The sequence below is a fragment of the Gordonia sp. (in: high G+C Gram-positive bacteria) genome (assembly GCF_020438995.1).
Lineage (GTDB): Bacteria > Actinomycetota > Actinomycetes > Mycobacteriales > Mycobacteriaceae > Gordonia.
This window is the reverse complement of record NZ_JAGQTN010000077.1, coordinates 1-10,489: the sequence shown is the minus strand read 5'-3', so window position 1 is coordinate 10,489 and position 10,489 is coordinate 1. Positions and strand designations below refer to the sequence as shown.

The 10,489-nt window shown below is 64.7% G+C and carries 16 protein-coding genes and 4 pseudogenes; 10 read left to right on the top strand and 10 right to left on the bottom strand.

The window, feature by feature from the left end; translation table 11 throughout:
- Positions 1-180 precede the first annotated feature (180 nt).
- Both KDB67_RS06595 and KDB67_RS06590 read right to left on the bottom strand, forming a co-directional pair.
- Entirely contained in the window at positions 181-699 is a 519-nt protein-coding gene (locus KDB67_RS06595) for a PIN domain-containing protein (RefSeq protein WP_291013895.1), read from the bottom strand.
- Positions 696-920: a CopG family transcriptional regulator gene (locus KDB67_RS06590; protein ID WP_291013893.1), complete on the bottom strand. Its 225-nt coding sequence runs from the start codon at positions 918-920 to the stop codon at positions 696-698. The genes KDB67_RS06595 and KDB67_RS06590 overlap by 4 nt, the downstream gene beginning before the upstream one ends.
- Positions 921-1,136: 216 nt before the next feature.
- Between KDB67_RS06590 and KDB67_RS06585 the strand changes: the two are divergent.
- From KDB67_RS06585 to KDB67_RS06570, 3 genes and pseudogenes are all read left to right on the top strand, one after another.
- Positions 1,137-1,271: pseudogene (locus tag KDB67_RS06585) on the top strand (CopG family transcriptional regulator); the annotation flags it as partial.
- Positions 1,272-1,380: 109 nt separating this feature from the next.
- A pseudogene (locus KDB67_RS06575) lies at positions 1,381-1,739 on the top strand (VOC family protein).
- A gap of 42 nt (positions 1,740-1,781) precedes the next feature.
- Positions 1,782-1,916, top strand: a complete 135-nt coding sequence (locus KDB67_RS06570) for a hypothetical protein (RefSeq protein WP_291013888.1) — start codon at positions 1,782-1,784, stop codon at positions 1,914-1,916.
- A gap of 62 nt (positions 1,917-1,978) precedes the next feature.
- Here KDB67_RS06570 and KDB67_RS06565 read toward each other — a convergent pair whose 3' ends face one another.
- The 5 genes from KDB67_RS06565 to KDB67_RS06540 all read right to left on the bottom strand — a co-directional run bounded on the left by KDB67_RS06565 (position 1,979) and on the right by KDB67_RS06540 (position 3,353).
- Complete coding sequence (locus KDB67_RS06565) at positions 1,979-2,116, bottom strand: hypothetical protein (protein WP_291013886.1); 138 nt, start codon at positions 2,114-2,116, stop codon at positions 1,979-1,981.
- A 10-nt stretch (positions 2,117-2,126) separates the two neighbouring features.
- Positions 2,127-2,474 (bottom strand): type II toxin-antitoxin system PemK/MazF family toxin, encoded by a 348-nt coding sequence (locus KDB67_RS06560; protein WP_291013884.1) that lies wholly within the window; start codon positions 2,472-2,474, stop codon positions 2,127-2,129.
- Positions 2,462-2,695: a hypothetical protein gene (locus KDB67_RS06555; protein WP_291013882.1), complete on the bottom strand. Its 234-nt coding sequence runs from the start codon at positions 2,693-2,695 to the stop codon at positions 2,462-2,464. Before KDB67_RS06555 ends, KDB67_RS06560 begins: the two co-directional genes overlap by 13 nt.
- Positions 2,696-2,920: 225 nt before the next feature.
- A complete protein-coding gene (locus tag KDB67_RS22355; protein WP_366851867.1) occupies positions 2,921-3,130 on the bottom strand; it encodes a hypothetical protein in 210 nt (69 codons plus the stop codon).
- Positions 3,131-3,203: 73 nt separating this feature from the next.
- On the bottom strand, positions 3,204-3,353 hold the full coding sequence (locus KDB67_RS06540) for a hypothetical protein (RefSeq protein WP_291013898.1): 150 nt from the start codon (positions 3,351-3,353) through the stop codon (positions 3,204-3,206).
- Here KDB67_RS06540 and KDB67_RS06535 point away from each other — a divergent pair.
- From KDB67_RS06535 to KDB67_RS06515, 5 genes and pseudogenes are all read left to right on the top strand, one after another.
- Positions 3,307-3,558: pseudogene (locus KDB67_RS06535) on the top strand (NAD(+)--rifampin ADP-ribosyltransferase); the annotation flags it as partial. The gene KDB67_RS06540 and the pseudogene KDB67_RS06535 sit on opposite strands and share 47 nt — an antisense overlap.
- 31 nt (positions 3,559-3,589) lie before the next feature.
- Positions 3,590-4,159 (top strand): hypothetical protein, encoded by a 570-nt coding sequence (locus tag KDB67_RS06530; protein WP_291013879.1) that lies wholly within the window; start codon positions 3,590-3,592, stop codon positions 4,157-4,159.
- Positions 4,160-4,226: 67 nt separating this feature from the next.
- Complete coding sequence (locus KDB67_RS06525) at positions 4,227-4,478, top strand: type II toxin-antitoxin system prevent-host-death family antitoxin (RefSeq protein ID WP_291013876.1); 252 nt, start codon at positions 4,227-4,229, stop codon at positions 4,476-4,478.
- Complete coding sequence (locus KDB67_RS06520; protein WP_291013874.1) at positions 4,475-4,885, top strand: type II toxin-antitoxin system VapC family toxin; 411 nt, start codon at positions 4,475-4,477, stop codon at positions 4,883-4,885. Before KDB67_RS06525 ends, KDB67_RS06520 begins: the two co-directional genes overlap by 4 nt.
- 54 nt (positions 4,886-4,939) lie before the next feature.
- Positions 4,940-5,764 (top strand): nucleotidyltransferase domain-containing protein, encoded by an 825-nt coding sequence (locus tag KDB67_RS06515; RefSeq protein ID WP_291013871.1) that lies wholly within the window; start codon positions 4,940-4,942, stop codon positions 5,762-5,764.
- Between the two features lie 184 nt (positions 5,765-5,948).
- Here KDB67_RS06515 and KDB67_RS06510 read toward each other — a convergent pair whose 3' ends face one another.
- Entirely contained in the window at positions 5,949-6,344 is a 396-nt protein-coding gene (locus KDB67_RS06510; protein ID WP_291013869.1) for a RidA family protein, read from the bottom strand.
- 126 nt (positions 6,345-6,470) lie between these two features.
- On the opposite strand from KDB67_RS06510, the pseudogene KDB67_RS06505 reads away from it, so the two are divergent.
- Positions 6,471-6,653, top strand: a pseudogene (locus KDB67_RS06505) (HTH domain-containing protein); the annotation flags it as partial.
- Positions 6,654-6,887: 234 nt separating this feature from the next.
- Here the strand turns inward: KDB67_RS06505 and KDB67_RS06500 are convergent.
- Positions 6,888-7,526, bottom strand: a complete 639-nt coding sequence (locus tag KDB67_RS06500; protein WP_291013866.1) for a TetR/AcrR family transcriptional regulator — start codon at positions 7,524-7,526, stop codon at positions 6,888-6,890.
- A gap of 96 nt (positions 7,527-7,622) precedes the next feature.
- Between KDB67_RS06500 and KDB67_RS06495 the strand changes: the two genes are divergently transcribed.
- On the top strand, positions 7,623-8,879 hold the full coding sequence (locus KDB67_RS06495) for a glycosyltransferase (RefSeq protein WP_291013863.1): 1,257 nt from the start codon (positions 7,623-7,625) through the stop codon (positions 8,877-8,879).
- A 92-nt stretch (positions 8,880-8,971) separates the two neighbouring features.
- Here KDB67_RS06495 and KDB67_RS06490 read toward each other — a convergent pair.
- On the bottom strand, positions 8,972-10,489 hold a 1,518-nt coding region (locus KDB67_RS06490), incomplete at its 5' end, for a glycosyltransferase 87 family protein (RefSeq protein WP_291013861.1).

The window sequence follows — 10,489 nt, the reverse complement described above, 5'->3', positions numbered from 1 at the left end:
TCCACCAGAACGTCATCGTTCAAACCGACGACGTTTCAGGTTTAAGTCCAGATTCCTCCGTAGCCTGCTGTCATGCGAGTGTGGCGTGCTGGACAATACTTGGGTCGAACAGGATGTTAAGGGACTCGCCCGGCTCTGCGTCCAGTCCACGGTGCCCACAAACCGCGACTAGTCACCGCGCTACCCATGAGCCGAGCTGATCGCCCACAGCAAGTACAGGCCCTGCATCAGTCGAAGGTTACTCACCTCGAGGCCGACCTGATCGCTTTCGGACTGGAGTTTGCCGTGCCGCCTGATGGGTATGCCGAGCATTTCGCGCTCGTCCGGCAGATCAGCGCGGTTCGTGCTTTTCGCTGCCGCAACGACGACGTTCATCGCGTCGGCGAGATCCAACGATCCGGGCTTCCGCCGCTTGCGCTGCATGGATCCTCTGTAGCGCTGAACGAGCCCGCCGGCCCTGTCGAAGTCGGCAACGCCCGGATTCACCAGGTCGTAGAAGCCGCCGACCACATCGTCGAGAAAGTCGTCCGCGGCCTCAGCAAGGCCGGCGGACGTCAGCACGTGATGGACCTCTGCTACCACGAGCGGCGTCACGAACACCGCTGATGCGGATTCGAGGACGCCCAGGAACTCCACATGTCCCGGCTCAGCCGTGTTGATGGCGGCGACGATGCCGCCTGTGTCGGCAACGACTCTCACGTGGCTTCGCTACCCAGGTCAGCGAGGAGTTCGTCAGTGCGACCGACCAGGTCAGGCGCATTGACGCGAGCCTTCATCTTCGGGCGAATGTGCAGGTGATCCTGGATTACCTGGTCAATGCCCTGGCGAATCAAGCTGGCTTGAGACAGGCCGGAAACGGCTGCCGCTTCGTCCAGCCGAGCCTTCTGGGCCTCATCGAGATACACGCTCGTCTTCACCATGCCCTACTTCTTACCCTATATATAGGGGTTACCTGTCTCGATGAACTCTTGTACGGCTCGGGTGTACAGCTGGGACCCGCCGCTGTTCGCCGGCCGCCTCCTGCCCGTCGACGAGCGGACCGCGGTCACCGCAGCCTCATTACACATCCCTGTGCTCTACCTGCATCGTTTTTCCGGCGTAGTTGACCTATTGATCTAGAGTGCTAGCATCCTTGCATGGGTCGTGAGGAAGTCAAACAGTTCAACGTCTACCTACCGGTCGAGCTGATCAAACGGGTGAAGCATGAGGCCATCGACAAGGAGATGTCGCTGTCGGCACTGGTGAGTGACGCGCTCCGCGCGTACCTCGACCGGGCCGAAGGCCTTGCGCACACACTCGGTGACACGACAACCCAGGACACGACAACCCAGGACCCCACCGCCATCAACGCGGACGACACCGCAGAGTAGGAGCACCGACATGGCAGCCACAGAAGGCATCGAGACGATCTTCCTGACCACCCACAACTGGGAAAGTCCGCACGATTCTTCCAATCGCTGGGCTACGAACTGGAATTCGACACCGGCCATAATTCAGGTCAGTTGAGGTCGGCCGAGGGGCCGACGCTGTTCATCGCCGAGATTCCCGAAGACCAGCAGCCCGACCAGCAGGTCGTGCTGAAGGTGACCGAAGAGAGTCTGTTCGCCGCCGATTCGGGTGTCGAGCTCGAAACACCGTTCGAGGACACGCATTTCGGTACCCGTATGGCCGCAGTCCGTGATCCCGACGGCCGGCTGTGGGGTCTGCAGGCACCCGCGAGCGCAGGCGACACAAACTGACATACCATGTCGCAGTACAGAATTCGTCACGATCATGACCTGATGCCCACAGGCGCCGGTGACACGGTGCGCCAGCGCCTGGGCATGGTCGTCGTGATGGTCGGTGTGCTGATCGCCGCCGACGTAGGAGAGGCTACCTGGTCGGCCGGTGTGGCACCGACCACGCATCGTCGGTGACGATGAGCGAGAGCGCGGACTCTTGTGCATGGACCGGTGGTGACCATTTTCCGCATCGGTGTTCAACGATCGTCGTCCCATGCGTGGGGTGTTCGAAACCCGGGCAGCCCCACCCCACCACCCACCATCAACTGGGCACCGAAGGATCGTTCGGACCGCACGTCGGTCGCGGTGGTCCACGACACTTCACGCAGCCGCATGTTCGCGACACTACAGCGCCAGGACGAGGCGAAGTCCGTCGTCGACGGATCGCATGACGGAGAGGGGGGCGGTTCCGATGCGTTCGGTGAGGCGCTCACGGTCGATCACCAGCGTCTGCGATACGTTGACCACGCATTTCTTGGGCAGGTTGGCGGTGCCGGCCGGGACCTCGACGTTTCCCGGTGCCGCCGCGAGCCGCAGGTTGCTGGTGATGGCGGACACGATCACTGTTCGGATACGTGACCGATTGAAGCGGTCGGACGAGACGACGAGTGCGGGGCGTCGGTAGCCGGGTTCTGAGCCGACGGGTTCACCGAAATCGACCCACCACACGTCCCCGCGCTCTACCACTCCCACGCGCCGGACTCGATCAGGTGCCGACCCGCGATGGGTGAGGTGTCGAGGTCGAGTTCGTCGGCGAGAGAGTCGAGTGCCGCAGTCACCGGATCGTCTCCCCGCCGCTGGATGAACTCCTGTACGGCTCGGGTGTAGAGCTGAGATCGACTCCAGCCGAGGCGTTCGGCGGTCGCGTCAGCTTGTTTGAAAATCTCGTCGGGGACCGAGATTGCTGTCTTCATCGGTCTAGTATAACCGGTATAACCGTTTCGGGGTGGAGATGCAATGTCAGTCAGGCACGGCCGACACTGACCGCGCAGCACGCGGTGAGGCGAGCTTCCCCGCGTCACCGCGTCTGTCACGTCCAACTCGTGTCGTCGCCGATCAGCTCGGTACCTTGTCGAGGAATCCGCGCACCTCCGCGATTCGGCCGTCGTCATCGACGATCAGGACGTCGAATCCGATGATCAGCGGCTCTGCGTCGCGCGGACCCAGACCCCACTGGAAACGGACCTGCTGGTGATGGCCGTCGGGTTCACCGATGGGGTGAAGACGAATCCCGGGAACTGGTCGTGGACCTGTGCGATGGCGGCGCCGATCGTGGCGGTCGGATGAGCCTGTTCAGTACCGCCGCACGCCTGACCACTGCGAATGACGCGGCCCTCGAAGGGCTGCACCTGGAGACGTTCCTTCCGGCCGATGAATGGACTCGACGGTTGTTCGGCGTGCAGACATAGACCACCGCCACAGTCATTCGGCGCAGCGGGCGGTACGCACCATCTGTGCCAGGTCGGCAAAGCCGAGATCGCCGTGGACCGCCGCTCCTGCCGCGACACCTGATGCGGCCGAAGCCATCACCAGCACAAAGGCGCGGTTGGATCCCGGTGGTCTGTTGACCACCGGCTTCACATCGAATTACCGCCCCGAGATCGTCATGAATCATATCTACTTCACCGCACTTCCGAATGGGGCCGGCCTGGCGGCAGAGGTTGCAGCACTGGATGATTCAGAACCACACGTCTACGAGGTGGAGCCGACGGGTCCGTACGAGAACGACCCGAATGTCACCGACAAGAAGTTCCCGGGAAATCCGACCCGGTCATATCTGGGACAGTCTGTGCCTACGATGGTGAGCTATGGCGAGCGTTGCTGAGTTTCCCGTCGACGGAGCTACCGGTCCTGAGATCAAACAATGGGCTCAGCGGTCCATCGCCGCGGCCGGTGCGCTCGGTGAGCTGCCGGTGTGGACGCTTCCGGAGTCGGGGAACGCCACGCCGGCGTCGTTGCGGCTGCGAAGGGCAGCGCTCCTGTTCCTTCTGGCGTTGCCGGGGACCGTCAGGGTTGACGCGGCCGCAGAGCGTGCACTTCAAGGAAGCGCGGTTCCCCACCCGTTCGACGTCGATGAGGTGCTACGCCGCTCGAGTACGTGGCATTCCTTCTTCGGAGGCGGTCGGGATGCACACCCCGGGCAGGACGTGTACTGGCAGGACTACTACGAATTGCGTGGGTCGACGGACGTTCTCGTGTTTTCGGGCTCCCGAAGGGGCTGGGGCGCCATGATCATCGCGAATTTCGCTACTGAGTCGTGTCGTGTGACCGACGGAATGATCTGCGTCGCCTCGGACAATCCGTATGGTGAGCGGGACCTGACTTCCGACAACGACTTTCTTCCTGCGGTCACGACGATCTGGCTCGCCGCCAAGTAAGGCGACTGTCGCCTCCTCTCCCGACCTTTTACCTACTATAGGTATATTATGGCGGAGGAGGTGCACGATGGAAACGACGATCACCAGTCGCGAGTTCAACCGCGACGTGTCAGCGGCCAAGCGTGCGGCTGAACGGGGACCGGTCACGATCACCGATCACGGGCGCCGTTCGCACGTCCTGCTGACGGCGGAGGCGTTTGACCGGCTCACCGCCAGGCCCGAAGTCGTCGGTGACCGGTTGTGGGCGCGCGACACCACTCAGATCGTGTTCGACCTGCCCGAGCGCCGTATCGAACCTCCTCGTGAACTCGATCTGTGAGGTACCTGCTCGACACCGATATTCTCAGCGACGCTCGCAGGAAACGATCGTCGGCCCTGATGGCGTGGTTGCGTGACCGCGACGTCGGCGATCTGGCGATCAGCGTCGTCACGATGCTCGAACTCGAGCGCGGTATCCGCAGAAAAGAACGTACTGATCCGGTCGGCGGAGCATCGCTGAGGCTCTGGTTGGACGACGACGTGCGTCCGATGTTCGCCGACCGGATTCTGCCCGTCGACGAGCGGACCGCGGTCACCGCCGCCGCGCTGCACATCCCCGATCCGATGTCCGAGATGGACGCACTGATCGCGGCCACCGCAATGGTGCACGACCTGACGCTGGTCACCCGCAACGTCAGAGACTTCCACCGCACCACTGCGCGCCTGCTCAATCCGTGGGACCTGTAGGGGCCACGGAGATCGTCTCCGGTCTGAGTTCGGTATCGGGCATATGCTCGCGGTATGGGTATCGATGAGCGGATGACGGTCCTGGCCGGGCGCATCGTTGACGTGCCCGGGATTTGCGGTGTGACGCTGGGAGGTTCGCGGGCGCGAGGCACGCACCGCCCCGATTCGGACTGGGATTTCGGTATCTACTACTCCGGCGACTTCGATGTCGCTGCACTGCAACGGATCGCCGACGACGCCGCCGACGAGCCGGTGACCCTGACCCCTCGCGGTGGCTGGGGACCGTGGGTCGACGGTGGCGGATGGCTCACCATGGACGGTGTCGCCGTCGACTGGCTCTACCGCGATCTCGACCATGTCGACGTGATCGCGCAGCGAGCAGGCTTGGGGGAGTTCGCCTTTCACCGGCAGGTCGGTCATCCGCTGGGCTTTCTGGACGTCGCCTACCTCGGAGAACTCGCCCTCGCCCAGATCATCGCCGATCCCACCGGGAAACTCGAGGCGCGGCGTACCCGCTGCCGCGACTATCCACCGGCACTGGCCCATGCCCTGGTGGCAAACTGCCTATGGGAAGCCGACTTCGACATTCTGATAGCCGGAAAGGGAGCCGCCGGCGGCGATGCCACTTACGTCGCCGGCGTCCTGTCTCACGCACTGACACTCCTCGCTCACGCTCTGCACGCCCATGCCCGCGGCTGGGTGACCACCGAGAAGGGCATCGTCCCCGCCGCGTCGACGCTGACCGGAGCTCCCGCCGACTTCGCCGCCCGCGCCCACGCCTGCTTCGGCCACCTCGACCCCGACCCGGCCGAACTCCGCCGATCGGTCGACGCTGCCCGACTGCTCGTCGCCGAAGTACGGATGGCCGTCGAAGAGTGACCCGAAGGGAGCTCTCCGATTCGGCCGGTATGACCTGCGTGGTCGGGCGTTGCTGGGTACGGACGAAAAGCATTACGTCGGAGACCACGGCATCGTCCACGCTCTTTTCGGATACTCCGATCAGCGTCTTCCCGGGTTTTGTCGGTTTCGTCCTGCGCTCATGCAAGGTTCAGCCTTGGCCTAGCTAGGCGACGGCGGTTCCCTCGAGTTCGACCAACTGGCCGGGGATCGCGAGTCGGGTGACCCCGAGCATGGTAGTGGTCGGCGAGACGCCGGCGGCTCCGAGTCGTCCGGCGAGCACGCCGTAGTGCGTGAACAGGTCGTCCACGTCGGTGGTGTACACGTTCAGCCGAACGAGGTTCGCCAGAGACATGTCGGCTTCGCCGAGCACAGCTTCGAGATTGTCGGCGGCGAGCGCGAGTTGAGCGGCGATGTCGCCATCGTGCTCGGGCCGCCCGTCCACGCTCATCGAGGTCTGCCCCGAGATGAAGAGGGTGCGGGTCTGTCCGGACACGACCTCTCCCTGGTTGAAGCCCATTTCCAGTGACCACGTCACAGGGTTGACAGCGCTACGTTCCATTGCCGCTCCTTCTCGTTGTGACGGCGATTCCGTGATGGCCGGTAGCCACCGTCATCGACGTCTGTGGAACCAGCGTCGCAACAAAACGCGACACCCTGTGTCATGTTTATGGAGACAATGGAGATTGTGCGTGCGGATCGGCTGGTTGCCCTGGTGCTGCTCCTACGCCGGCGGGGCCGGATGACTGCGACCGAACTTGCCGGCGAACTGGAGGTGTCCACACGCACGGTGCTGCGGGACATTGATGCGCTGTCGACCGCCGGAGTCCCGGTGTACGCGGACCGCGGTCGGCACGGCGGCTTCTCGCTCCGCCGTAAGACGCAGACTCAGCCGGGCCGTCTCCATGCGGCCGCCGACTTGCTTAATCGCCCGCCACGTCCGGATCAGGACCTGGCCGGCACTCTCCGATTCAGGGAGCGGACACACCCCGGGGATCTGGGCCTGGAACTGGGACCGCGCCGCCGGGTGGAGGGTCTGCGGCGTGAGTCGGAAAGCGAACCGTGGCCGTCCGGCGCACCTACGACGCCCCTCGTTCGGCTGCGCTCAGCCGAGGAGTTCGCCGGCCAGCAGGTGCTGCAGGAAGCGGCTGATGCGGGCGTGTGACCAGCCGCGGTCGGCGAGGTTGCGGTAGACGTCGCCGCCGAACAGCGCGTCCATGATGTCGGCCGCGGTGCGCCTGCTGACGCCCTTCTTGAGTCCGGGTGGCTTGTCGGCGATGACGTTGACGAACTCGGTGTAGGAGTCATAGCGCCCCTGCAGGCTCGCCGCGACGTGGGCGGCCGATTCCGGGTCGCCGAGGGAGCCCTGCACGGCGGGCCACAGCGGTGCGACGCGGCGCAGAATCTCCACACCGTTGGCCAGGCATATCTCCAATGCGGCGGCTGAGGTCGGGGCGGCGAGGAAGTCTTCCCACCAGGTGTGCCAGGGCAGCAGTGTGTCGGTGTCGAACTCCGGCGGCGGTTCACGCCACAGGTCGAATCCGACGATCGCGGCGCCCAGCGCCTCGCCCAGCAGTGCCGCCTTCGTCTTGAACGTGTAGTAAACGGTCGGCACCGCGACCCCAGCGTCCGCCGCGACGTCGGCGATCGTCGTACCGGTGTACCCGTTCTCGCAGAAGCGGTCGTACGCCGCGCGCACCATCCGGCGGCGATTGGCGAGCGCCTTCTCTGCCCGGGTTGTCACGGAGGCGAGCCTAGCATCGGCATTGACCTAGCATCGGCATTGACTATAGTGCCACTATAGTGGACCATTGATCGTATGCGAGTCCTCTTCGCGTCCATGCCTTTCGACGGTCACTTCCTGCCGATGACCGGCGTCGCCCAGCGCCTGGCCGAACTCGGGCACGACGTCCGGTTCTACACCGGATCGTCGTTCGCCGACCGGCTCGCCACGCTCGGCGTACCCCATGAACCGTTCCGGCGGGCGCTGGAGATCAACGGCGAGAACATGGCCGAGAACTTTCCCGACATCGCGAAACTCAAGGGGCCCAAGCGCATCGCCTTCGATGTGGAGAAGATCTTCTTCGCCAATATCCCCGCGCACTACGCCGACATCCTCGAGCTGCACCGGGAGTGGGCGTTCGATCTGCTGGTCAACGATGCCGCGTTCTTCGCCGCCTATCCCGTCACGCGCAAGCTGGGCGTCCCGGGATATGCCATCGATCCCGCACCGACCCCCACGGCCAAGTCGGCCGGGGCGCCACCTCCGTTCTTCGGACTCACCCCGGCACGTAACCTGTTCGACCGCCTCAAACACCGGATCGTGTGGGCGATGGTGGAGCGCACGCAGAGCAAGGCCAAGCCGATCCTGGACGATCTTCTCGACGCCGAAGGTCTCCCGGCGTACGCCGGCAGCACCTTCCAGCTCCCTTGGGACACCGCGACCCGGATGTTCCAGACCGGTCTGCCGTCGATGGACTTCGACGGCATCGACTGGCCCGCTCACCATCAGTTCGTCGGCCCGCTGCTGCCGCCGCGCACAGGCGGGCCCGCCGAACTGCCTTTCGCCGATCGGCTGGCCGGCGCGCCGTCGGTCGTCGTCGTGTCACAGGGCACCGTCGACAACCGCGACCCGGAGAAGCTGTTCGTTCCCACCCTCGAGGCACTCAAGGACACCGGGCATCTTGTGGTCGCCACCACCGGCGGCCGGCACACCGAGGCCCTGCGGCAACGGTTTCCGCACGACAATGTGATCGTCGAGGATTGGGTCGACTACGCCGCGCTGCTTCCGCACGCCGACGTCTTCGTCTCCAACGGTGGCTACGGTTCGATCATGCAGGCGATCATGGCCGGGGTCCCGATCGTGTCGGCCGGGTGGTTCGAGGCCAAGAACGACATCAACGCCCGACTCGCCTATCGCAAGCTCGCCGTCGACCTCAGGACCGAGCGGCCCACGCCCGCACAGATCACCAAGGCCATCGGCACCGTCACCGGCGACCCCACCTACCGGACCAACATCGCAAAGGTCGCCGCCGAGCTCCGAGCGGCCACCCCCGTCGACACCGTGGTCGACGCGATCCTCGCCGACCGGCTGTAGGTCAGCGGCGCGAAGTCCGCTCCCGCTCAATCAATTCGCAGATCGCTAAACAGATCCGTTCAGCGCTCAAGGAAACGAGCCAGCGGGAATCGTCAGCGCGAATCGCTTGTGCGGCGCCAGTACTGGTAGTCGCCGACGGTGTGGTCGAGGGTGAACTCCGAATCGACGATAGCTCGGGTATTGGGGGACAGACCGGCGAACTCGGCACCATTGAACAGGGCGGCGTCGGCGCGACGGAGTTGGTCGGCGATCGCTCCCTGATAGCGGCGGGCCGTCGGCGAGACCTCGCCGATCCGGTCGTCGGTGGCATCGGTTTCGTCGATGAGCATCGCGTAGTGATCGACGAAGACCGGGCATCCGTCGCGGACCTGTTGGTGCGCGACGTCGCCGGCAATGAGCGGTGCCGGGGTCAGCGACCAGGTGCATTCGTCGGCGCGCAGGATGTCGGCCAACTCATGCGGTTGCCGGACGCCCTGATCGATCGTCCGGACGGCGCCGATGGCCAGTGCCAGCAGTACGGCCCCCACGGCCGCGGCGACAAGTGTCGTGCGGGTACGTGCGTCGGCGGCCAGGACACCGACGCCGTAGCCGATCAGCAGGCACAGCACCGGGGCGGCGAAACTCGTGTAGTGGTCGTAGAACAGCGGTGAGACGAGCAGCGTTGCGAGCTGAGCCAGCGCGAGCACCGACCACCATGATGTCTCGGGCCACGACCGGGGTGACCTTCGCGTGCGTAGCACCTTCGCTAGCGGCAGCGCGCACAATGCGATACCGGTGACGCCGATGAGTACCCAGATCGGCGCGGGCAGCCGGTCGTGGTGCAGGATGCTGCCGGAGAAGTAGAAGACCCGTTCATCGAACCCCTGGGCCCGCGGCCGTCCGGTCGGGACGCCGATGACGGCGTGGAACATGTCCGCCGGCGCGAGCACGAAGAACGGCATGCAGATGGCGATGGTCATTGCCGCAGCTGCACCGGCGAACTTTGCCGCAACAACCTTCCCGTGCCTGACCAGCAACAACACCGCGAAGACGGCCACTGGGACGACGGCCCACATCTTCACCGTCATGCCGAACCCGAGCAGCAGCCCGGCGACGATCGGGTGCGGTGTTCGGGTGCGGGTCAGCAGGACGAGCGCGCCGAGTACCGCGGTACTCACCAATGGTGCTTGCAGCGGGGCGGTATCACTCCACACCGCCGCCGACCAGACGGAGTATGTGCCGCCGCCGGCCACGGCGCTGAGCCGCCCGTACCGCATCAGCAACATCGCGACCATCGCCGCAGCACCCGCGCCAAGCAGCCCGAAGGCGATGGTCGCGACGGTCATCGCCACCGAGTCGGGTACGACGGCGGCGAGCCACGCGAACGGCGACAATGCCACCAGAATGCCGGGCGGATGAATGAAGAGGAAATCGCGGTACGGCAGCGAACCCATCCAAAGATGTTGTGAGGCAAAGAAGTACACGCTATCGTCGAAGCCGATCGCCTGGGTGAGGGTTCCGTCTGCGGCCGGTATCACCACTCGCAGCGTGGCCGCGAGCGCAAAGATCCCGATGACGATCATTCGGCCTGATGACATGGTGAGACCCTGGGGCAGCGTCATATCGTGACC